At 51.7% G+C, this 24038-nt stretch carries 19 protein-coding genes; 13 read left to right on the top strand and 6 right to left on the bottom strand.

Going from position 1 to position 24038, the window contains the following annotated elements; translation table 11 throughout:
• Nucleotides 1-1512: a sensor histidine kinase gene (locus B5D63_RS27495; protein WP_078672072.1), complete on the bottom strand. Its 1512-nt coding sequence runs from the start codon at nt 1510-1512 to the stop codon at nt 1-3.
• A 125-nt stretch (nt 1513-1637) separates the two neighbouring features.
• On the opposite strand from B5D63_RS27495, the gene B5D63_RS27490 reads away from it, so the two are divergent.
• The 4 genes from B5D63_RS27490 (at nt 1638) to B5D63_RS27475 (ending at nt 3549) form a co-directional block, all read left to right on the top strand.
• A complete protein-coding gene (locus B5D63_RS27490; RefSeq protein ID WP_078672363.1) occupies nt 1638-2045 on the top strand; it encodes a Dabb family protein in 408 nt (135 codons plus the stop codon).
• 14 nt (nt 2046-2059) lie between these two features.
• Nucleotides 2060-2551, top strand: a complete 492-nt coding sequence (locus B5D63_RS27485) for a DinB family protein (RefSeq protein WP_078672071.1) — start codon at nt 2060-2062, stop codon at nt 2549-2551.
• Nucleotides 2552-2770: 219 nt separating this feature from the next.
• Entirely contained in the window at nt 2771-2986 is a 216-nt protein-coding gene (locus tag B5D63_RS35840) for a type II toxin-antitoxin system HigB family toxin (RefSeq protein WP_200817111.1), read from the top strand.
• Nucleotides 2987-2997: 11 nt separating this feature from the next.
• Nucleotides 2998-3549 carry a transcriptional regulator gene (locus B5D63_RS27475; protein WP_235021637.1) on the top strand — a complete coding sequence of 184 codons (552 nt, stop codon included), beginning with the start codon at nt 2998-3000 and terminating at the stop codon, nt 3547-3549.
• Between the two features lie 57 nt (nt 3550-3606).
• On the opposite strand, the gene B5D63_RS27470 is transcribed toward B5D63_RS27475, so the two are convergent.
• Nucleotides 3607-5079 carry a sialate O-acetylesterase gene (locus tag B5D63_RS27470; RefSeq protein ID WP_078672069.1) on the bottom strand — a complete coding sequence of 491 codons (1473 nt, stop codon included), beginning with the start codon at nt 5077-5079 and terminating at the stop codon, nt 3607-3609.
• A 167-nt stretch (nt 5080-5246) separates the two neighbouring features.
• Here B5D63_RS27470 and B5D63_RS27465 point away from each other — a divergent pair, with 167 nt between their 5' ends.
• Nucleotides 5247-7178: a gamma-glutamyltransferase family protein gene (locus tag B5D63_RS27465; protein ID WP_078672068.1), complete on the top strand. Its 1932-nt coding sequence runs from the start codon at nt 5247-5249 to the stop codon at nt 7176-7178.
• A 124-nt stretch (nt 7179-7302) separates the two neighbouring features.
• On the opposite strand, the gene B5D63_RS27460 is transcribed toward B5D63_RS27465, so the two are convergent.
• From B5D63_RS27460 to B5D63_RS27445, 4 genes are all read right to left on the bottom strand, one after another.
• Nucleotides 7303-7998, bottom strand: coding sequence for a hypothetical protein (locus B5D63_RS27460; protein ID WP_078672067.1), 696 nt, complete (start codon nt 7996-7998; stop codon nt 7303-7305).
• Nucleotides 7999-8051: 53 nt separating this feature from the next.
• Nucleotides 8052-8636 (bottom strand): GrpB family protein, encoded by a 585-nt coding sequence (locus tag B5D63_RS27455; RefSeq protein ID WP_078672066.1) that lies wholly within the window; start codon nt 8634-8636, stop codon nt 8052-8054.
• Between the two features lie 29 nt (nt 8637-8665).
• Nucleotides 8666-9358, bottom strand: coding sequence for an SH3 domain-containing protein (locus tag B5D63_RS27450; protein ID WP_078672065.1), 693 nt, complete (start codon nt 9356-9358; stop codon nt 8666-8668).
• Nucleotides 9359-9507: 149 nt separating this feature from the next.
• Complete coding sequence (locus tag B5D63_RS27445; protein WP_078672064.1) at nt 9508-9909, bottom strand: VOC family protein; 402 nt, start codon at nt 9907-9909, stop codon at nt 9508-9510.
• A 291-nt stretch (nt 9910-10200) separates the two neighbouring features.
• Here B5D63_RS27445 and B5D63_RS27440 point away from each other — a divergent pair, with 291 nt between their 5' ends.
• The 8 genes from B5D63_RS27440 to B5D63_RS27405 all read left to right on the top strand — a co-directional run bounded on the left by B5D63_RS27440 (nt 10201) and on the right by B5D63_RS27405 (nt 24033).
• Nucleotides 10201-10809: an RNA polymerase sigma factor gene (locus B5D63_RS27440; protein ID WP_078672063.1), complete on the top strand. Its 609-nt coding sequence runs from the start codon at nt 10201-10203 to the stop codon at nt 10807-10809.
• A gap of 51 nt (nt 10810-10860) precedes the next feature.
• A complete protein-coding gene (locus B5D63_RS27435) occupies nt 10861-12039 on the top strand; it encodes a FecR family protein (RefSeq protein ID WP_078672062.1) in 1179 nt (392 codons plus the stop codon).
• Between the two features lie 241 nt (nt 12040-12280).
• Nucleotides 12281-15547 (top strand): TonB-dependent receptor, encoded by a 3267-nt coding sequence (locus B5D63_RS27430; RefSeq protein WP_159456192.1) that lies wholly within the window; start codon nt 12281-12283, stop codon nt 15545-15547.
• 24 nt (nt 15548-15571) lie between these two features.
• On the top strand, nt 15572-17032 hold the full coding sequence (locus B5D63_RS27425) for a RagB/SusD family nutrient uptake outer membrane protein (protein ID WP_078672060.1): 1461 nt from the start codon (nt 15572-15574) through the stop codon (nt 17030-17032).
• 124 nt (nt 17033-17156) lie between these two features.
• Nucleotides 17157-17744 carry an RNA polymerase sigma-70 factor gene (locus B5D63_RS27420; protein ID WP_159456191.1) on the top strand — a complete coding sequence of 196 codons (588 nt, stop codon included), beginning with the start codon at nt 17157-17159 and terminating at the stop codon, nt 17742-17744.
• 92 nt (nt 17745-17836) lie between these two features.
• Nucleotides 17837-18799, top strand: a complete 963-nt coding sequence (locus B5D63_RS27415) for a FecR domain-containing protein (RefSeq protein WP_143313128.1) — start codon at nt 17837-17839, stop codon at nt 18797-18799.
• A gap of 157 nt (nt 18800-18956) precedes the next feature.
• A complete protein-coding gene (locus tag B5D63_RS27410) occupies nt 18957-22454 on the top strand; it encodes a SusC/RagA family TonB-linked outer membrane protein (RefSeq protein WP_078672057.1) in 3498 nt (1165 codons plus the stop codon).
• Nucleotides 22455-22464: 10 nt separating this feature from the next.
• The gene (locus B5D63_RS27405; protein WP_078672056.1) at nt 22465-24033 is read left to right on the top strand and encodes a SusD/RagB family nutrient-binding outer membrane lipoprotein; all 1569 of its coding nucleotides are present in this window, start codon (nt 22465-22467) and stop codon (nt 24031-24033) included.
• Nucleotides 24034-24038: the final 5 nt, after the last annotated feature.

Here is a 24038-nt window from a genome sequence, read left to right as displayed (position 1 = left end):
TCAGTCTTTAACATCTATCGTCAGGTGTACAAAAAATTCGCTGGTGGTATGTCGTATGCTCAGTTCATGGCGGTTGGGGTACAACAACGCCAGTCTTTCTTTTACATTATTGAGCCCGATGCCCATGCTGTCACGCTCCGGATCATTTTCCGGACGCTGATGCACACTGTTGTACACATCAAAAAAGAGCTGTTCGCTGTTGCAGCTGAGCGAGATCACGATACGTGACCGGTGGCGCAGGCTGATGCCATGTTTGAAAGCATTTTCCACGAACGGGATGAGCAACATGGGCGCTATTTCGTGCTGGCACTGGCTGTCGTCGATATTCACTTCGATCAGGATATCAGGAGAAGACATGACCCGCAGGCGCTGGAGATCGATATAGTTTTGCAAATAAGCCACCTCTTTGTCCAGCGGTATTTTAGTGAGATGGTTATCATGCAGCATAAACCGCATCATGTCGCCCAGCTTCTGAATACCCTCGCTGGTGCGGGGTGCTTCCTCCTGTAAAGCCGTACCATACAGGGTATTGAGCGCATTGAACAAAAAATGGGGGTTGATCTGCGCACGCAAAAAATCCAGATTAGCGGTGGAATGTCCAAGGGCAGTTTGCAGTTTCTTTACCGTAACCACCTGCTTCTGGCGGGACTGGTAAAAGAACCAGGTGACCGGCAGTACGATACCGGCACATATCAACACGCCGAAAGTAAGGATAGGTCCCAGCATTCCTACGCCACCATGGTGAACGGCCCTGACAACCATCGCCATCAGGAAATTAGCGCCCAGTATCAGCAATATCACATCCCGGATGAAGAGCCGTTTGTTATGATGTACTGCTTTGAAGTCCGGAATGATTTTATAGAAAAGGATGAAAGCCACACTGATAATAACAGGGCCGAAAAAAAACATCAGCCAGAAAGCGTCCCTCGAATCGCTGAAAACCAACGCCATCATCGCCAGCAGTATACCGGAGAAGATGAGCACTTCCCGGGCAATCTTGCGGTATTGGGCATTCACCAGCATCCGTTGGTGCAGGTAATCGAAATAGGCATTCCGCAGGTAATAGTACACCACGTACAACACGCCACAGAAAATGGTGGTGATAAACGCCGATTTGGCGAAGTGCGTATGTGCACCCTGGACGGTATCGTAAACGCCAAACAGATAACCGTTATAATAAGAGCCAGCCACCATCATCCCCAGAAAAAATATCAGTCCGGTGAGCAGTAACAATAAAATGCCGGTCCACCATTTCTTTTGTTCCAGAAAGCGGGGAACGATCACAAAGTTCAGCATCAGGAAACCGCTGTAAACGAAAATAATACGCGCCATCGCCGGCAGCAGGTAATGGATGTAATAATCGAATACCTGATTATACCGGGCGAACTTATGCCCGTAGATTTGCTGTAACTCAAACACATTGTAAATAATACTGGGATAGAGCAGGCCAAACAGCAGCAACAGGGCGATCCCTGATGCCACACCGAACTCTAATTTCCTGAACTGGTCCATAAGCGGGAATATTTACGGCAATATTAGCTATTGAAAAGGTGCAGCCGGCCAAAATGGGATGAAAACACCGGATTATGGGACGAATCCCGGATCTTTATTATTTTCAGGTCCACAATTTACACCTTATGAAAACATCCAGCAGAAGAAAATTCCTCGGTACCGCTGCCACGTTATGCGCCGCCAGCGCCGCTACCGCCATGCCACTGCCCGCCGGCAACCATCAGTTTCCAATTGCGCACCATGTGTTTTTCTGGCTAAAAAACGCCGGTTCCACCGCCGATCGCGATAAACTGGTGGAAGGCATCAAAAAGCTGTCCGCCATCCCGGCAATAGGCCAATTGCATGTAGGCATAGTGGCCGCCACCGAAAAAAGAGACGTGGTAGACGCCAGCTGGGCCGTGTCTGAACTAATGTTCTTTAAAGACCTGGCATCACAGGCAGCTTATCAGACACATCCTATCCATCAGGATTTTATCAAAAACTATAGTCATCTGTGGGAAAAAGTCGTGGTTTACGACATCCAGGAAGTATAAACCACCCTACCATTATGGCAACAGAATACTGGATGCAGGGGCCTGTAGACGGCATCCCTGCTTTATTGCAGCCTGTAGCCCATACGCTGCTACAGGCCCGGGCGGAAATCAACGCCCTGATGGCCGGCTTCCCGGAAGACCGGCTATGGGAGCAACCGGCCGGCGTAGCATCTCCCGGTTTTCACCTGCAGCACCTCCGCGGCGTACTGGACCGGCTTTTCACCTATGCGCGGGGACAACTGCTGTCACCGCAGCAACTGGAAGCACTGGCCGCCGAAGGCCAGCCTGTTGCCGACGCCGCTACCCTGCTGGCAGCGTTTGACCAGCAGGTGGATAAAGCGCTGGCACAACTGTCACAGACAGACCCCGCCACGCTGACGGACTTCCGGGGCGTAGGCCGCAAACAGCTGCCTTCCACCGTACAGGGACTGCTGTTCCACGCCGCCGAGCATACCATGCGGCATACCGGGCAGCTGCTGGTGACGGTGAGGGTGCTTTCTTCATAGCACGGCTACCGCTTGTCCTATCCAAAGTTGTATTAAAGTCTATAGGAAACCAATAGAAAATTCGGTTTTTTTCCGAACTTTAATTAACTTTGAGATGAGAGTTACTGGTATAAGTAAACTGGTTAAGCTTAAAAAAAGAACGCAGGTAATAAAAATCTTTGTAAAGAGATAGATAAACTTTTAAGGGATTCACAACAGTTTGGTCCTGCTAATTCTAAGTTGACTGATATACGAAAGGACGCGGATTGTGTTCACAGTGATGGCTTTTACTTTTTTAATATCAATGATCATCGTTCTTTCGTTATGATTGATTTTGATGGGGAGGGAAACGCCACGATAATTTGGGTTAGCTCTCACGATGAATATGAACGAACCTTTAAAAACAATAAGTCAACAATTGAAAAATGGCTTAGAAAAAATGGGCATATAGAATAATGGCTATGCATATGGATATTGAAAAGTTAGTTGAATCTGGTTCTATTGTGAATGAATTGGACTACGAACGAGCGATGGTTGCTGATCGCAAGTTGCGTTTACTTGCGAAAACAAATACTCATTTTAAGCATCTGCGAAACAAACTGCGAAACTTAATTGTGGAATATGAAAAACGTGTTTGGAGTAACGAGGATGCAGTAGATGCTGAGTTGTTAGCGCAAAGCGACCGTGCCCAGTTAATTATTGAGAAAGAAAGAATGTTTCTTGAAAAGAGAAAAAAGATAATTCAGGCCAGGTTAAAAGACTTTAGCTTAACACAGGCCGAATTAGGGTTATTGCTCGGACATAAAAGCAAAACACATATGTCTGAGCTAATCAATGGTATCAAACCATTTACCTTACAGGATCTCGTCATCATCAGCAAGATATTTAAACTGGATATTGATTCTTTAGTCCCTAAATACCTTTCAATTGAAAAAATAGACAGGATTAGTGCAGTAATTGAAGAAATCAATAACCCTAAGCTCAGCAAAATTAAGCCTACACTTCTTTCTGCCTCTTAAAAATGAATAACACACAAAGGCACCCATTAAGGGCGCCTTTGCAAAGTAGTATTATCATTATCTGTTTCCTGCCTTCGGCAACTGATACACTACGTTTTCGGTCACTCCTTTCCACTGGTCCGTCCGGAAGGGTGCTGCCGGAAGTCCTTCTTTGTTGAAGAGATTACCGTCGGCCGCATCGTCGGCCCAGTTGTAACGCACCGCCACAGGGGTTGTTACCTGGTCGCTGTATACTTCCACTTTTCCATTCACGATGGCCGCTTTGGCATAATAAAAACGCTGGTCCGCTCCGGCTATCTCAAAGCCTTTCAGGTAGCCGTAGCGGTCTTTGACCATCAGTCCTGATCCCGGATCGGCAAAAGTTATCAGCGCCTTATTGCCGCTGACATTCATGGACTGGTAGGCAGGTCCGGCGGGCACTACCGGTTTGGCATATACGTTTTTCAGCACATTCAGGGCCAGGCGTTTGCCGACATCTTGTTTGTTCCTGGGGTGGATATCATTCCGTTCACCGATATCAGTTATAACGGCCATGCCTGTATGTGGCAGTGACAGTGTCATAGCCTGCGCCTCCCGCAGTTCCGCCCAGTTGCTGCCGTTGTTGCTGTTGCCTTCTCCCTGGCCACGGGTAGGATCGTAGCTGGCCAGCTGTACAAAATAAAAAGGGAAATCGCCCTGTTTCCACTGGTTGCGCCAGTCGGTGATCATCAGCGGAAATGACTGGCGGTATTGATAGGCGCGGCCGGCATTGCTTTCTCCCTGGTACCAGATAGCGCCTTTGATGCCATAAGACAGCAAAGGATGTATCATGGCGTTGAACAGGCAGGCGGGATAGCCATTGGGCCCGGTGATGGAGTCGATGCCAAGGGGGGCTGACATCATGGCCCGGAAGGTTTCGCTGCCGAGGAAACCTTTTTTGCTGATCCAGGCTTCCACCTGGGTACCACCCCAGGAGGTATGGATCAGTCCTATCGGCACCTGCAGTTCTTTATACAGTTCGCGCCCGAAGAAGTAGCTCACTGCGCTGAAACTGCCTACATGTTCCGGTGTGGCGGGCACCCAGGCGGCTTCGGCCACGTTGTCCTGCGGCTCTTTAGCCACGGCTCTTTTCACGGTAAACTCCCGGATCTGCGGATAGTCCGCCGCTTTTATCTCTTCGGCGCCTTTGGCGGCGTCTTTTACATGCCATTCCATATTGGACTGCCCGGAGCAGATCCATACATCGCCCATCATGACATTGTCGTAAGCGACATTATTTTTGCCGGTAACCGTCAGCACATAGGGGCCGCCCGCCTGCTCAGGTTTCAGTTTCACCATCCACTTGCCATCGCTGCCGGTTTTCACTGACTGTTTTTGTGATTTAAACTGTACCGTCACTTTCTCGCCTTTATCGGCCCAGCCCCAGATACAGACCGGCTGGTCACGTTGCAGCACCATACCGCTGCCAAAAAATGCGGGCAAAGTAACGTTGGCGGATACACTCGCCGTTATTAACAAACAGGCTGTCAACAGCCAGGTGTTTTTGATCATGGTTGATAAATTTGCGTGCTTTAGAAAGGTAAAAAATAATAAAAAGAATGTTCCGGTGCAACCTGTACTCACACAATCAGGGATACTTTATTATTTTTAGTCTCCCGGCGGCACACTCATGTGCTGCCTGCTATCAAAACCAATATCCAAAATCGCAAATTTGCTTTATGAGACATCTTCTTTTATGGCTGGCCGCCATTCTTTTATGGACGGGCGTACAGGCGCAACAAACGCAGAAGCCGCCGCTGCACGGCAAAAAATGGATGGCCGTTACCGGCAAACCGCTGGCAGCCACCGCCGGCGCCATGATTTTCCAGCAGGGCGGCAACGCCGTAGATGCCGCCTGCGCTATGCTGGCAGCCACCTGCACCATGTGGGACGTATTGAGCTGGGGCGGTGAAACACAAGCGTTGATCTACAACCCAAAGACGGGGAAAGTGATCGCCATCAACGCACTGGGCGTAGCACCTACCGGCGCCACACCGGCGTTCTTCAAATCTAAAGGATATGATTTTCCACCGGAATACGGTCCGCTGGCGGCCGTTACCCCCGGTACTGCCGGCGGCCTCTGTTATATGCTGGCGCAATACGGCACCATGAGCCTCAAAGAGGTACTGGCGCCTGCCATGGACATGGCCGCCGGTTACCCTATAGAAGCGCAGACGGCCAACAGTATCGAACGCGGGAAAAAATATATCGGGCAGTGGCCTTACAGTAAAGCTGTTTTCCTCACGCACCCCGGTGAAAAAAGGGAAGCGCCCGAAGCAGGGGAAATGTTTATACAGAAAGACCTGCTGGCCACCCTCACCAAAATGGTGGAAGCCGAACAGGAAGCCCTGAAAAAACACAAAAATCGTAAAGAGGCTATCATGGCCGCTTACGACCGTTTCTACAAAGGAGACATCGCGAAGGAATTTGTACGCGGCTGCCAGGAACAGGGCGGTCTCATTACGCTCGAAGACCTGGCGCGCTGGAGACCGATAGAAGAAGAACCGCTGCATGTCAACTATCGCGGTATTGAAGTATATAAACTGCAGGAATGGACACAGGGACCGATGTTACTGCAAAGCCTTAATATCCTCGAGAACTTCGACCTTAAAGCCATGGGCTATAATTCACCGCAGTACATCCATACGCTCTACCAGACCATGAACCTTACCTTCGCCGATCGTGATTTTTATTATGGCGATCCTTATTTCAATAAGAACAGGGCTATCATGGGACTGCTGAACAAAGACTATGCAAAGGCGCGGGCCAAACAGATCCTGCCTGACCGCAATGACGACGACGCCGGTCCGGGCGATCCGTATCCCTATATCGGTAAAAGCAACCCCTATCTGCATTTCCTCGAAGAACGCAAAGGATATATGGATACCACCAATGGCCGCAAGCCCGGTGGTTTTGTCCCCAAACATGACGCGACCACTTTCAATGCCGGAACAAATATAGAGCAGTTGTACGCGCAGCAGTCAGCCGACAGCGCCTACCACGACCGGCTCTGGCGTGGCACCACCAGTGTGGAAGCAGCGGACAAGGACGGATGGGTTGTATCTATCACCCCCAGCGGCGGCTGGCTGCCCGCCTGTATCGCCGGCCACACCGGTATCGGCATGAGCCAGCGCCTGCAGAGTTTTGTGCTGGATTCCGCCATTTGCCCTTTCAACGTTATTGCGCCTGGTAAAAGGCCACGTGTGACCCTCACCCCTTCCATGGCGCTGAAAGACGGTAAACCGTTCCTCTCCTTTGCCGTACAGGGCGGCGATACGCAGGACCAGAACCTGCTGCAGTTCTTTGTAAACGTAGTGGATTTCGGCATGACCGTACAACAGGCGGCTGAAGCGGCCAATATCAATACCAACCAGCTGTGGCTGTCGCTTGGCGGCACTAAGGTCAGCGACCGCATGCCCCGGCCCGGAAGCCTGCTGCTGAATAGCAATACGCCTGAAAAAACACGCAGCATACTGGAAGGCATGGGTTATCACCTCAGCTTTGAACAGCGCACCAGCGGTCCTGTCAATGCTATTTATCTTGACCGTAAACACGGCACGCTGTGGGGTGGCAGCAGTAACCATGGTGAAGATTATGGAATAGGCTGGTAGTCAATTACGAATTACGGATTACGAATTACGAATTACGAATTGAGGGTTTCCTTACAGAGGGTTACTTAATAACTTTTTCAAAATGAGCACCCTCAATTCGTAATTCGTAATCCGTAATTCGTAATTATTTCGTCCAGATTTCGTGGATCGGCTCTCCTTTGGAGCTGAGGCCACTATGGTCCCACGAATTGCCATCCACTTTTCCTTTGAAGGTGAGGGAGGCCCCTACGCGGGAGTTATCCCGGGAGAAGAAGTCAATTTTCTCTGTGTACACACCATCCGCGAAGGTGTAGGTGCCGCCGCCGGTACCGAAGAATTCACCCGTAGCCGTATTGATGGCCACCCATTGGAAGCGGGTACCGGTCAGGATTTTAATGGTTTTGCGGGCCCCGGGCGTGATCGTATTCATTTTTCCGTTCTGTTCCCTCCCTGTGATCTGCCAACTGCCGGCCAGCGGAGCATCGCCGTTATCTACGCGGGTCCATTCCACCTGTTGGCCACCGCTCTGGGTGGTAGTAAGTTTTCCATCCGCATAAGAAAGAGGCACAGAACCCTCCCAGCCTATTTGATTACGCTCTTCCGTATTGAATTCTATTTTCACGGCTACATCATCGCCGCCATCGGCTTTCCAGGTACCACCCATGGTGTCAATAAAACTGGTGTCCTGGTAGGTGGTGATGGAGAAATAACCTGGCGTGATCAGCAGGACACTGTTCACACCGCCGTGAGATGACTTCCATGCGCCCTGGAAGTTATCCTGCGCTTTCCCGATGGTCGCGAAGGCGCACAGGAAAGATAAAAGAAGGCATAATGTTCTCATACAAGCTGTTTTATAGTGAAAAATATAAGCATTTTATGAGGCGCCCTTTCTTCTTACTTTGTTGCCTTGTTCTGCGCCGTAATGTCTTTCAGCACATCCGGCCCCATGCCTGTGTGCGCCAGTATTCCCGTAATAAACGCTGTTTTCCCTTCCACGTAACTATCAATGTCATGGGGATATTTTGCCGCCAGTTCCTGTTTGAGTGCGCCATACTGCCGGGCGGCGTCAGGATGCTGCCGCAGATAGTTGCGGAGCTGTAAATGGTTTCTCAGGCTCACACATCCTTCCACACAAACATACAAATTATGCGCCGGCCATAACGTATCCTTTCCATCCAGCGGTGAAGTGTCTGCATTCCTGCCGAAAGCTTCCCTGCCCGGGATGCCCAGATCTCCCCTCCACGTGTATCCCAACCGTTCCAGCACCGCCACCACCGGGGGTAAACCGGCAGGCTCCCGTATCAGGATATCCATATCGATGACGGGCTTCGCCGCCAGTCCGGGTACTGAGGTACTGCCTACATGCTCTATACCGGTAATAAGGTCCCCCAGCCGTGCCCGGTAAATATCTGCCAGCCGTTCAAAGGTATCTGCCCATTCGGTGGTATAGGGCACTACGGTAATAGTTCTCTTTTCCATGGCGATTGGTTTGTTCCACGATAAAGATCCTAAAATCCGTAGTAAATCGCTCTTTTTGTATACACGCCGCGGTCAAACTGGAATAATACTTCATAACCACCGGCGCCATCACTGTTGCTGGCGATGATATAAAGCCGGTCGATTTTTCGGTCATAAAACACCTCGGTCAGCTCTGGGTTCGGCTGGTACAGATCGCGTATAGCCTTATCCGGTACCGCCACGGCGCGATTGCCGATTTGTATCGTGAAGGTGTTGTATTCGCGTGTGGGCAGGCCACCGTCACAACCGTAAAAATCCTTGCCGTCTATTTTTTCAACGAAGGAAAAGCCTTCCTCCGACTTACCATGGTGCACCTGGTGGTCTTTTTCCACAAAAGCCCGCGTTGTGAACATTACTGTCACCGAGTCCTGCTGGAACACCACATTGGTTTCCGTCTGCTGCCTGACTTTGATCTTTTCAAAGGTGTTGACCATTTTTATACGGGACCGGTGCACGAAACCACCTTCAATTTCGTTTTTCCGGTGATAATTGATATTACACCATTCCCCCTCCTGCTCCCACGTATACACGACTTCGCCATCCTGTAGCTTGTCAGCTATCTTCCGGGAGATGCCTGCGCCCTCCCTTACATTGGTATAACCATCTTTGTCCTGTATAACGCCAAATTGCGCCTGCGCCTGCATTCCTATGGACAACAACATTACTGCGCCGATATATTTCATCTAGTTATGTTAAACGAAAAAGAAAAAAACAGGGACACACGCGCCGCCATCGCCAGCTGATGGTTTTTTCCCGGAGGATATTCATGGATATTTCCGATAAAATAGCAGGGCGTTTGCATACTGTCAGGGATATACGACGCAAGATACGTTTATTCACCAAACAGCGTTGATTTTTCAAATAGCGTGAGTTGCATACCCGCAGGGTCTTTCAGCCGCACCACCCGGCTCCAGGGAGCGGTAGTGACCGGGCTTAAGACCTCTGCTCCTGCTGCTGTCAGTGTATCCGTGGCCGTGGTTATCTCCTTGCCCACATTGAGGGCCAGCCGCACCGGGCCTGCTACCCTGTGTCCTACTTCAAGTGCATCGATGGTGGCGGCATGCCTGGCATCTATCAGCTCCAGTGACGCCAGGCCTGCTTCCAGGATAATACCGCTGCCGGTTTCTTCATTCCATGATTTGGAAACGGGCAGTCCCACCGTATCCCTGTAAAACCGGATGATCTCTTCCAGATTATCCACTGTGAGTACCAGTCGTAGTTCTTTTACTTGCATATAAGAATCGTTTTAGGGATCAAATGTAAAACGGGCGGACAGGGAGTAACAGGTACAAATAGAGGTTGTTCCGGTACGGAGGCAGGTTCCTTTGTAAAATACCGGATTTTTTGTCGTATTATGGCATCCTGTAACCACGTTTTAAGGAAAGGAAAACGAACAATGAAGCCACAGACCGCCATCAACCCGGTCATGTAAAGTTTCTGTTAAGACTAACGCACGGTAGGGAAATATGCCAGTGGAGATACTACTTTTATTTTTTGTTTTTTCTTTAAAGGCGCATCGCAGTTCATGATCTCAGGAAAAGATTTAAAGAAAGAATGGGGGGAATTTGCAACACGGGAAAGCACGGAAGCTTTCTACAGCATCTACATGCACTATTACCACTACCTGTCTTATGTGGGCCTGAAAAAAGGATTTGACGGCGAGCAGGTCAAGGACATCATCAACGATGTTTTCCTGAAGCTCTGGGAGGGCCGACACAAACTACAGCAGGTGACACATTTCCATAATTACATCGTGACCATCTTCCTGCGGGCGCTGTTCCGGCAGGAAAGCCCCTTCGCAGATCTCACCCTGATGACAGCCGAAGCGCCGGACTGGCTGCTGTCCGACTCCGCGGAAGAACAGCTGATAGCCCGGGAACAGAGCGCACAATTACAACAGACGGTCAACCGCCACCTGGAAAACCTCCCGTCCCGGCAGCGGCAGATGATCTACCAGAAATTTTTCCTGAACCTCTCCTATGCCGAGATAGCCACGGCCAACGACGTGTCTGTCAACACTGTCTACAATACCATCTACAAAACGCTGGACAAGCTAAAATCCAGTATCAACAAGGAGTTGATCACCGTGTTGATCTACCTGCTTTTTTTCTTTCACATTTTATTTTCCCACTGAGTAGTGAAAATGAATTTTTTCCTGCTCTATTGATTAAACAGCGGATGACATATGTCTGAAAATGACTTCTCCCACCTCGTCGATGACGAACGATTCATCAACTACTGCCAGCAGCGCAATGCCGCTGACGTACAGTATTGGGAAGAGCGTCTTCGCCAGGACCCGGCACTGGCCAGAGAAGCCGCAGCGCTCAAACCGCTGGTCATAGCCCTCGCCACCGCCTCGCAGCAACAGGAGGCACAACAGCAATGGCAACTGCTCCGCCAGCAAATGGGCAGTACCTCCGCGCCCTTACTACGCAAAAACCGCCGCAGCTGGTACCGGATACCAGCCGCAGCTGCCGTATTGGCGTTGCTGTTATGGGGCGCTTACACGCTGACAAAACCGGCGGTACCGCCCATCCCTATTGCGCACCGCAACAAAGTACAGGATATTCCCGCCGGCGGCAACAAAGCCACGCTGACGCTGGCCAACGGCGCCCGCATCGTACTCGATGACGCTGCCGATGGCACCGTCGCCAGCCAGGGAGGCATCAGCATTCAGAAAACCACCAACGGTCAACTGGTGTATACCGTTACCGGCAACAACCGGCTGACAGATACCGGCTACAACACCATCCAGACGCCCAAAGGCGGCCAGTACCAGGTGAACCTGCCCGATGGCAGCAAAGTATGGCTGAACGCAGCCACATCGCTGACATTCCCCGCGGCTTTCGGCACAGGCGCCCGTACCGTGTCGCTCAACGGGGAAGCCTATTTTGACGTCGCCACCACCACCAACGCACAGCCATTTACCGTTAAAGTAAACGACCTGTCCATCGATGTACTGGGCACACAGTTCAACGTGATGGCCTATACTGACGAGCCAGCCAGTCACACCACCCTGCTGACAGGCGCCGTACGCGTCACCCAGGGCAATGCCAGCAAACTGCTGCAACCCGGCCAGCAGGCAGTTGCCGGCAGCCGTATACAGGTGCAGGCTGCGGATACCGAAGCAGCTGTGGCGTGGAAAAACGGGATGACCGTTTTCACCGATGCAGACATCCACAGCATCATGCGGCAGATAGCCCGCTGGTACGACGTGGACATCATATACCAGGGAGAGATACCACAGCGGCTGTTCACCGGTAAAATACCCCGCAACGCCAATGTCTCCAAAGTGCTGAAGATCCTGGAACTAAGCAATATTCATTTTACAATAGACGGACGAAAGATCATTGTAACACCTTAACCAATCTGATATGAAATAAGATTACGATACCAACGATACATGCTGTTCAAAAAAAATCCGGTAGTGCTGGGAACACTACCGGTGGGAGCTGTTTTCTCAAAACTGCCCTTTTGAGCGTATGTCAACAATCTGCAACAGACGATTAAACACTTCACTCAAACTTTTCAAAAGTATGAAATTTTCTACGCTTTATGTTCCTCCAAAAGGACAATGGAAGAAGCATTGCAAAATCCTGATGATCATGAAACTGACGGTATTCTTACTCCTGGTGGCCTGCCTGCAGTTAAGCGCTGCCAGCTATGCCCAGCAACTGACGTTATCTGAGCAGAACGTGCCACTGGAGCGTATCTTCAAAAAAATAGAGCAGCAGAGCCACTACCTCTTCTGGTTCGAAAATTCCAGCCTTCATCGCACCAGGCCGGTCAGCATACAGGTGAAGGAGGCCCCCCTGCAACAGGTGCTCGACGCCTGTTTCAGAGACCAGCCCCTTACCTATAGCATCGTAGACAACGTGATCGTGGTGACGGCCAGACAACCCGCGCCTTTCAATCCGCTGACACTCCTGCAGGTAAAAGGCAAGGTCACCGACGAAAAGGGGAACGGCCTTCCCGGCGCCATCGTCCGTATCAAAGGCAGCACCGCCGTCACCACTACCAACAGCAACGGTGAGTTTGTATTTAAAGAAGCGGACAACCATGCCGTACTGGTGGTGTCGTACGTTGGCTATGTCACCCAGGAAATCCCGTACAGCGGCCAGGAAGGCTTCACCATCGTACTGAAAGAAAAACCTACCGGCCTGGATGAAGTGATCGTGGTAGGTTATGGCCAGGTAGCCAAAAAAGATCTTACCGGCTCTGTAGCCACCATCAAAGGCGAGACCTTTGAGAACGTGCCCATCCTCACGCTGGACCAGATGCTGCAAGGTAAAGCGCCCGGTATGCAGGTCACCTCCATCAGTGGTCAACCCGGCGACGGTACCAGTATCCGCATCCGTGGCGGTAACTCCCTCAGCGCTTCCAACGAGCCGCTGTACGTGATAGACGGCATCATTGCCGCCGGCGATGAATTTAACCTGAACCTGCTCAACCCGGAAGATATCGCCTCCATCGACGTCCTCAAAGATGCCTCCTCCACCGCTATCTATGGCGCCCGTGGCTCTAACGGCGTTATCCTCATCACCACCAAAAAAGGAAAAACAGGAAAAGACCGTGTATCCGTTAACGTTAACTCCGGTTACCAGGAGCTACCAAAGTTCATCGACATGATGAGCGGACCGGAATACGCGCAGATGGTCAACGATCAGCTGGCATCACAAGGCAAAGCCCCCTTCTATCCCGATGTGAACAACGTTCCCAATACCAACTGGCAGAAAGAAATTACCCGTGCCGCCCGGCAGAACAGCATCACCGCGCAGGCCTCCGGTGGCGACGCCAGATCCAGCTACATGATCTCCGGCAACTATGCCGACCAGGAAGGCATTATCCTCAACTCCGGCTTCAAACGTTATCAGTTCCGCCTGAATTATTCCAGGAACGTATCCTCCAAAGTAAAGGTAAGCACCACCCTGAACGCCGGCAGCGGCCTTACCAAAAACAACCCCGTTTCCCTCGGCGGCCTCGACTACTACTCTTCCGCGCTGGGCGTAGCGCCTACCATGCCGGTATATAAAGAGGACGGCACTTTTGCCCTGAAAAGGGAATACAGCTCCGGTAACCTCAACCATCCGCTGGCGCAGGCCACTTACATCAGCAATCCTATCCGCAGGAACAACCTGCTGGGCAATGTGACCATCAATTATAAACCCGTTAAAAGCCTCACCTTTAAAACATCTTTCGGTACAGAACTGAACTTCACCAAAAACAATTCCTATTCCTCCGGTCAGCTGCCCGTTGCTAAAAACGGCAATGGCGGCGGCGTAGCCAGCATAGCTATCACACAGAATATGATGTACCTGCTGGAAAACACCGTATCCTACAACCAGACTTTCCGCAAACACCACCGGGTAGATGCCGTGGCCGGTATGACTTTCCAGAGCGCCAATACCGAATATGTGCGGGCACAGGGCTCCAAATACCCGACAGACGGGATGGAATACAACAACCTCAATGGCACCGATCAGAGTACTTTTAATATCAACTCCTCCTATTCCCAGTTTGCCATTGTCTCTTATCTCGGCCGTGTCAACTACGGCTATAAAGACCGCTACCTGCTGACGCTCACCGGCAGGGTGGACGGCTCCTCCCGCTTTGCCGTCAACAACAAATACGCTTTCTTCCCCGCCGTGGCGGTGGCATGGCGTGCTATCGAAGAACCGTTCATCAAAAACATGAACGTGTTCTCCAACCTGAAACTGCGTGCCTCCTATGGTAAAGTAGGTAGCCAGGCGATAGCCCCCTATGGCTCCCTGCCTACCCTCAGCGGCTCCCGGTACATACTGGGCAACAACAACAATACCCTGGGTTATGTACAGGGCAACTACGGCAATGCCGATCTCCGCTGGGAAACGACCGGGCAATACGACCTCGGCATCGAAGCCGGTTTCTTCAACAACCGCCTTACCATCGAAGCCGATGTCTATACCAAACGCACCAACGACCTGCTGAATAACAAACAACTGCCCGAACAAACCGGTTACTCCAGTATCCGCACCAATATCGGCGCTATCCGCAACAGCGGCGTAGAGCTGATGATCAACACCGTTAACATCGACCGGAAAAACTTCAAATGGAATACTTCGTTTAACATCGCCCATAATAAAAACAAAGTGGTAGACCTGGGCGGCGTGGATTATATTCTCACACAAAACGTCTCTTATGCCGGCAACGTAAGCCGCCTTACCCTCAACGACCCTGTAGGCACCTTCTGGGGGGCGGACTATTACGGTACCCGTAAAACAATGGATAAAATACCCGGCGCCGTTTCGCCTAACGCCACCCCCAGACTGGGAGAAGCACTGTACGTAGACCGCAACGGCGATGGTAAACTGAGCGTTGACGATTATCATGTGATCGGCGACGCCAATCCCCGCTTCTTTGGCGGCCTGGCCAATAACCTCACCTTTAAACGGTTTACGCTCAATTTCTACCTCTCTTATTCTGAAGGCAACCAGATCATGAATATCGCCGACGCGTTCTACAACTCCGGCGACCTGTTGTCCAACCAGTACAAAACGCTGGTCAACCGCTGGTCTCCGCAGAACCCTACCTCAGACATACCGGCCTTTTCAAGAGATTATATCCCCAATACCCGCTGGGTGTACGATGGCTCTTTCCTCCGCCTGAAATCGCTCACGCTGGGATATAACATTCCTTCCAAAGCGGTGCATGCAAGCTGGTTCCGGAATATCAACGTATACCTGTCCGGTTCCAACCTGTTCCTGCTCACTTCCTACCCGTACTTCGACCCGGAAACCAACGCCTATGGCAGAAGTTCCACCGTACGCGGGTTTGACGCCACCAACTATCCGCAGAGCCGGACCTATGTGGCGGGCATCAAAATAGATCTTTAATCTCTCCGAAATCAGCAAAAAAACATGAAAAAGATATATATCCTCTTTAGCGCCTGTATCTTACTGGCTTCTTCCTGCGGGAAGCAGCTGGTAGAAAATCCGAAGAGCGCAATTGGTACCAACACCTTTTACTCCAACGATGCAGAAGCCGTGCTCGGCGTCAACGGCGTATACTCCTGGCTGGGCACCTCCGGCGGCTTCAAGAGCAGCTTATGGCGCGCGCTTGACGAAGGCACCGACGTTATCCGCGGCCGTATCTGGGCCAATGATCCTGTGCCTACCTACCAGCTCACTTCTTTCAATCCGGGATATACCTCTGCGATATGGACCACCATGTATCGCGGCATCAGCAATGCCAACCTGGTGATTGACAAAGTGAGCAAGTCCGCCGGCGTCAGCAAAACCATCAAAGACCGGGTGATCGGCGAAACCAAATTCCTGCGGTCCCTGTATTACTATTATCTCACCGGTCTCTTTGGGGACGTGGTGTATTACGACGAAACCAACTACGCTATCGAATACACGCAGAGCCTATCACGTATATCCGCTGCCGATATAAGGGAGAAGCTGGTCGAAGCGCTGACAGACGCCGAGAGCAAACTGCCCGCCAAATACGCCGGCGCCGATGCAGGCCGCGCCACCAAAGGCGCCGCACAGACGCTGCTTACCAAGATTTATCTCTGGCAAAAAAAATGGGACCTCGCACAGAAAAAAGCGCAGGCCATTGTAGACAGCAAGACTTACCTGCTGCAGGCCAACTACGCCGACATTTTTCTGGAGACCGGCGAGTTTGGCCCCGAAACTATTTTTGAGGTAGACTTTGAACCGGTATTGAACGGCCATGACCATTCCGCCTGGTACCAGCCCCAGAAACAGGTGGGCGTAAGTCCGTTTGTAAGCCGCTCCTGGTATGGCACCTATATTCCGTACACCACCTTTGTAAACACCATCGGGGAGAACGATAAGCGCCGCGCCTCCATCATTGCCACCGGTTACAACAATCAGCCTTTCCTGGTAGATCCCGTAGAGCAGATTAAAGTATGGAGCGGTCCTAAATTCTGGCGGCTCAATACCCGACAGGACAACGACGGTGGGCTGGACATGTACGTGTTCCGCTACGCCGATGTGCTGCTGATGCTGGCCGAAGCCGCCAATGAAAGTGGCGATGCCGACAAAGCACTGTGGGCCGTCAATGAAGTACGCAAGCGGGCGTTCGGCGCCACCGGTGTATTTACCGCTACATTAGGACAGCAGGCCATGCGCGATTACCTGTTCAGGGAACGTGCCGTAGAACTGTATGGAGAAGGACAACGCCGGCTGGACCTGATCCGCTGGGGCAAACTGGTGACGGCCGTAAAAACAGCTGCCGCTACGGAAGACACCTATATCGCCAACAACATCCAGGACTTTCACATACGGTATCCGATACCGGCCATTGAGATTCAGAAAAACCCCAACCTCGCTCCCAACAACGATGGATATTAGCAACAGCGGCGCCTTCACCGGCGCCGTTGTTGTTTTACTACTGCTTGTTTTCTGCCCTTCCTTTCAAAAAAAACGGGTCTGTTAACTAAAATCCCTATTTTGGCTTTGTGAAATGGAGTTCCAGATGCCAAAACCAAATCGTGATTTCCCGGATGACTATGGGAAAGAGTTATGGGAAAAGATGCGGGCCGGAGGTGATCAGTCTGTCTTTGCAAACTTCTATCATCACTATGCCAGCCGGCTTTTTCACTTCGCCTGCACCTTGCTGGGCGCAAGGGAGCCGGCAGAAGAAGTGGTGAACGATGTGATGCTCTGGACCTGGAAAAACAGGCATACCTTGCCGGCAGTGGAAAAAGTAAACGTATATCTCTATACCGCTACCAGGAATACCGCCTATAACTATCTGAAAAAAAATGCACGCAACGCCACCGATCCGCTGGACGATATCCGGCCGGAGCTGTTGCAGTTTTCCCCATCCCCGGAACAATTGCATCTTTCTTCTGAAGCCATCAGGAAAATAGAACAGGCCGTGAGCGCCCTCCCCGGCCGTTGCCGCCTCGTTTTCAAGCTTATCCGGGAGGATGGCCTGAAATACCGGGAGGTGGCGGACGTACTGGATATTTCCGTAAAAACGGTGGAGGCCCAGATGGCCATCGCCGTCAAAAAACTGCATGAGCAGTTGCAGGATATGACCGTGCCTAAAAACAGTTAAAAAAAAAATTTTGTCCCTTTTAGGGGTTTTTGAATAAACAGGTTGCCTTATACATAGAGGCATCTTTTGAGAGAGCTATCAGAACCAAGGATATGTTGCCTGAAAATATTTGGGAAATAGTAGCCCGGAAGTTGTCCGGAGAAGCCTCCGAAGCGGAAGAGAGGGAGTTACAGGCCCTTATGGACCAGCGCCCTGAGCTGCGGGAAACCATACTGGCCGCCGAAGCGCTGCAGCTCACCCCACAGGTGGAACATGCAGCCGAAGATATGCGGCTGCATGGCTGGCAACAGCTGCAACAGGAGATCGGCGAAACGCCTGCCCCTGCCCGCTCCAACATCCGTCGTTTGTTAATCCGTACCGGATGGGCTGCCGCTATCGTGGTGATGGGACTGTTGTCCTACAACTGGTGGATGGGCCATACCTGGAAAACGCTGGCCACCACCAGCGGCAAAGACAGCCTGCTACTGCCGGATGGCTCGCGGGTATTCCTCAACGCCAATACCACGCTGCGTTATGCACGCAACTACGGAAATGGCAGCAGAGCGTTGATACTGGACAGCGGCGAAGCCTATTTTGAAGTGGCACAGCAGCAAAACAGTCCTTTTACCGTACATGTCGCCGCCGTAGATATTAAGGTGCTGGGGACAGCCTTTAATGTACACCGTGCAGCCAACGGGCAGGTAGACATTTTCGTGACCAGCGGGCGCATAAGAGCGGTAAACAAAAGCGGTAAAAGTATGGTGCTGAGTGCCGGCGCACAGGCCACCTCGTCGGATAAAACGCCGGATATCAGACCGGTAACCACTTCCACGGAAAACGTACTGGCCTGGAAAACCAACCACCTCGTGTTTAACCGGATGCCCCTCAGCGACGTAGCTGTGGTGCTGGCCAATTATTACCAGCTGGATGTGGTGGTAACAGACAGCGTAGTGTCACACAAAGTATTACAAGCTACTTTTAACAATAAACCAATCGACGAAGTATTGGATGTCATCGGGAAAGCATTAAATGTCAACATTACCAAAAAGCAAAAAACACTTGAATTCCATCAGTAAAAATTCAACCAAAAGTAACCGCCGAAGCAACGAACAGTGAACAAAATTCCTGCTATCCGGCATTGACAAACAACCATTTCAATCGTAATTCCAGGCCACCGCTGATGCATTGCCATGCATCCGATGGGACCTCATTCACCTAAAAAAACCAGCTCTAATGAAAAGAGTGCTACTAAGCATGCAACCGCGCCGCCGCGGAGGCAGGAAACTCCTTTGCCTGTTACTGACAGGCTCCCTGTTGACCTGGCATAACCTGGTGTATGCCGGCGCCACCAGTCAGCAACAGGACCCCGAAAATCCAAGGGTGTCCCTGCACATGACCAGAGCCAGCATGGCGGAAGTGATCTCACAGATCGAAAAACAGACCCGCCTGTCCTTTGCCTACGATGTCAGCATGCTCCCACCGCGGGAAATCAACCTGAACATCGATGCACAACCGCTGAAAGAGGTACTGACCAAACTTTTCCCTGCCGACAGGTTTGACTATTCCATCAAAGGGGACCAGGTCATCATCTCTGTGCGTCATCCCAAAGCCACTGCCAACGCCGGTAATGGCAATGGCAACAGCAGCACCGCACAGGAAAAATTCACGGTCACCGGTAATGTTACCGATGGCACCAATGCCTTGCCCGGTGTGACCATACAGGAAAAAGGCACCCACAACGGTACCAGTACCGATGAAAACGGCCGTTTCCGCCTCGCCGTGAGCGACAAAAACGCTGTGCTGCTCATCAGCTTCATCGGGTATGAACCCCGTGAAGTGGCTGTCAAAGGCAGCGCCACCATCCATGTACAACTGCAGACAGATCAGAAAAAACTGGATGAAGTAGTGGTGACCGCCCTCGGTATCAAAAAAGAGAAAAAAGCCCTTGGTTACGCCGTACAGGAAGTAAAAGGCGAAACGGCGGTGAAAGCCCGTGAACCCAATGCGGTCAACTCCCTCGCCGGTAAAGTGTCCGGCCTGGTGATCACCACGCCCACCCGTCTGTTCCAGAACCCCGGCATCTACCTGAGAGGCGTAAAGCCACTGATCGTAGTAGATGGTGTCCCCATCAACTCCGACTCCTGGAACCTCAGCGCCGACGATATCGAATCCTACAGCGTACTGAAAGGCCCTAACGCCGCAGCCCTTTACGGCTCACAAGGACAAAACGGCGCCATCCTCATCTCCACCAAAAAAGGCACTACCGATAAAAGAGGCATCTCCGTGGAACTGAACTCCAGCACCCAATTCCAGATGGGCTTCCTCGCCATCCCCACCAAACAGGAAGAATATGGCCCGGGTTCCAACTTCCAGTATGAATATGTAGACGGTATGGGCGGCGGCACCAACGACGCCGACTACGACATCTGGGGACCTAAATTTGAAGGACAGCTCATTCCGCAGTACAACAGCCCGGTAGATCCGCAAACCGGTAAACTGATGCCTATTCCCTGGGAACGCCGCGGTCACGATAACCTGCGTAATTTCCTGCGCAAAGGCTTGCTGTCTTCCAACAACATCGCCATCTCCGCCAACAACGACAAAGGCAATATGCGGATGTCTGTAACACAGCTCTACCAGAAAGGCGTAGTGCCCAACACCAAATTGGGCGGTACCAACGTCAACTTTTCCGGTACACTGAACGTCAGCAAAAAAATGACGCTGTCTACCGCTATCAACTACGACAAACAGTATACGCCTAATTATCCCGATGCCACCTATCAGCCCTCCAGCCCTATCTATACGCTGATGCTCTGGAGCGGCGCCGACTACGACATCCGCGATCTCAAAAACTACTGGATACCCGGCAAGGAAGGGATACAGCAACGTAACTTTGAATCGTACCAGTACACCAACCCGTATCTCACCGCCTATGAGGCGCTGCACGGCTACTACAAGAATGACCTGTACGGCCACATCAAACTGAACTATACGTTCAACGATCACTGGAGCGGCTATTTCCGCACCAACGTCAGCACCTACGATCTTTCTGAAAATAAACGTTATCCTATCTCCGGCTCCTACCGTTCCGGTGATGGCGGCTACTTCATCAAAGGCGGGTACAATGAATCCGGCGAAAACTACTGGGACAACAACACCGATGTATTGTTGAGCTACAACAACAAAATCGGTAAGTCCTTCGATGTGAAAGCATCTGCCGGCGGCAACCTTCGTACCGTGAAATACAACCGGCTGTATGCCCACACCAACAACGGTTTGCTGCTGCCTCAGCTGTGGACCGTGGACAACAGCGTAGACCCGCCAGGCGCTACTTCTGTTAAAAACAAACGCCAGGTGAAAAGCGCTTATGCGTCTGTTGACTTCTCCTTCCGCGATTATCTCTTCCTGGGGATGACCGGCCGTATGGACCAGTCCAGCACCCTGCCGGCCAACAAGAACGCTTACTTCTACCCTTCCGTGTCACTGAGTGCGGTGATGTCAGACATCCTCCATCTGCCGAAAGCGATTTCCTTCTGGAAAGTACGGGCTTCCTATGCCAACGTAGGCGGCGACATGGTGAACGATGACGGTACCGCCAAATATAACCTGTACCCCAGCTATACCGTGGGCAGCCGCTGGGATGGTAATCCTGCTGAAGTGTTTGGTGATATTCTCTACAACCCCAATATCAAACCGGCCTTCAGTAAATCCTATGAAGTAGGTACAGATATCCGCCTGCTCGATAACCGTCTCGGTCTTGACGTATCTGTTTATAAGACACTGGACGGCCCGCAGATATTCTACCCTGCCATTTCCGAAGGCTCCGGCTTCAAAACCCGCCAGATGAACGGTTTGGTAACCATGCGTAAAGGCATCGAAATATCGCTGAATGCGTCGCCGGTCCGTTCCGCCGGTGGTTTCAACTGGGATGTGCTGGTGAACTGGTCTACCTTCCAGAAATACCTCAACAAGGTGTACGATACGCTCAGCGTGTACAACCGTGTAAAAATCGGCGAACGTATGGACCAGATCTTTATGACCGACTTCCAGCGTACGCCTGATGGTCAGCTGGTATTGGGTTCCAATGGTCAGCCACGCTCCAATTCCTACGTTTCCATGGTAGGATATGCCAACGATAAATGGGTGGCCAGTGTGATCAACACCTTCTCCTATAAAAATCTCTCCCTGAGAATACAGGTCGATGGTCGTTATGGTGGTAAGATCATCAACTATCTCGATCAGAAAATGTGGCAGGGTGGCAACCATCCGCTTTCCGCGAACCAGTACCGCCAGGCCGACTGGGAAAACCGTAACACCGCCGGCTATAAAGGCACTTACGTACCGGAAGGCATGCAGGTGACCGGCGGCTCTCTCCAGGTGGATGGCGACGGCAATGTGATTTCCGACACCCGTAAGTTCGCTCCCAACACCACGCCGGTGCTGTGGCAGACATGGTCTAAAAACTATTACGGCAACGCCATCACCAACCTGTACGACCGCTCTTATCTGAAAATACGCGAAGTGGTGCTGACCTACAACCTGCCTTCTTCCCTGCTGAAACAGGCGAAAATCATCAACAGGGCCAGCATTTCCGTGGTGGGCCGCAACCTGTACTATCTGGCGCATAAAGGAGTGAGAGACATCGACGTTGACCAGTGGATAGATCAGAACGCCGGACTGGAGATGCCTTCCACCCGCAGCGTAGGTTTCAACATTAACCTTGTTTTCTAAAAAATCAGACATGAACCGTACAACCAGAAATATATTAGCCGCCTGCCTGCTGCCACTGGCGATAACAGGCTGTAAAAACTTTGACGACCTGCGGGTAAACCCCAACGTGTCTGTGGTAGGTACGCCCAAACTACTGCTGACAGGGCTGCAGATGGATATGATCGGCGGACAGGGCTCTGCAAGGAGTGGTTTCTCCTCCGGCAGTGACCTCAGCGGCGATATGAGCAACAGCCCCTGGAACTACACGCATATGAGCAACCAGTTTCTCGTACTCGGCCACGATTATTACGGCAGCCAGGACTACGCATGGGATGATGGCGCCAGCTACTACGGTAGTCTCCGCAACGCTGCGCAGCTGGACCTCGAAGCGGCCAAACAAGGCCCTGAACTGGCAGCGCCTTACTATGCCGTCAACAAATTTATCCGTACGTTCTTCTTCCTGTCCATGACCTCGCAGATGGGCGACATCCCGATGTCTGAAGCCATCAAAGGCGCTACGGACGGTATCTACGCTCCCCGCTACGATACACAGAAAGACGTGTTCCTGCAGTGTTTCAAATGGCTGGAAGAAGCCAACGACTCCCTCGCCGCTATCAGTCAGCGTAACGCCAAAGCCACGGTAGACGGCGACATCTTCTATGCCGGCAACCTGCTGAAATGGAGAAAGGCCATCAATACCTGCTATCTCCGCGAGCTGATGAACCTGAGCATTAAAGCCAATGACGCCTCCCTCGACCTGAAAGGACGTTTTAACCGTATTATCAGTAATCCGGCGAAATACCCGCTGATACTCGACAATACAGATAACCTTCAGCTGAACTACAACGCCAGCCAGAAGAGCAACAACTACCCGTTGTACCCGATGGAAGTAGGCGTCCTCTCTGCCAAAAGGAATGCGCTGGGCAGCACCTACATCAACATCCTGGATTCCCTGCGCGATCCCCGTGTGTTCATCGTGGCGGCTCCTGCCGATTCCCTCCCTGAGGTCCCCGGTAATCCGTTCGCCCGCTACAAAGGCGCCAATACCGGCGACCGCCAGGACCAGATCTACATCGATATCAACAAAGGGCAATACAGCACTTTTAATATCAACTACTGGCTGAGCAGTCCTGCCGGTGTGCCCAACATCCAGCTGGGCGCTTCCGAAACACATTTCCTGATCGCAGAAGCGATCAACCGCGGCTGGATCGGTGGCGACGCCGCGCAGCACTATAAAGACGGTATCACCGCCTCTATGAAGTTCTATGGCGTGAGCGATGCAGACATCGCTACTTTCCTCGCGCAGCCGGCGATGCAATATGCCGGCAACAACGACGCCGGACTGAAGCAGTTGCTCACGCAGAAATATGTGGCTTTCTTTAACAACGCCGGATGGCAGGCCTATTACAACCATCGTCGTACAGGCGTGCCCGTGTTCTCCGTTGGCCCGTCTAACCAGAACGGCGGTAAAATACCTACGCGGTTCATCTACCCGCAGTCGGAGTACCAGAACAACAAGGCCAATCTGCAGGAGGCCCTCAAGCGGCAGTTTGGCGGCTCTGATACCCGGAACGATGTGATGTGGATGCTGAAGCCTTAAAATAA

Origin of the sequence: Chitinophaga eiseniae, from assembly GCF_900167135.1 — a bacterium.
Classification (GTDB): Bacteria; Bacteroidota; Bacteroidia; order Chitinophagales; family Chitinophagaceae; genus Chitinophaga; species Chitinophaga eiseniae.
The sequence above is the reverse complement of the archived record's forward strand: the minus strand, read 5'-3'. Positions and strand labels throughout refer to the sequence as shown.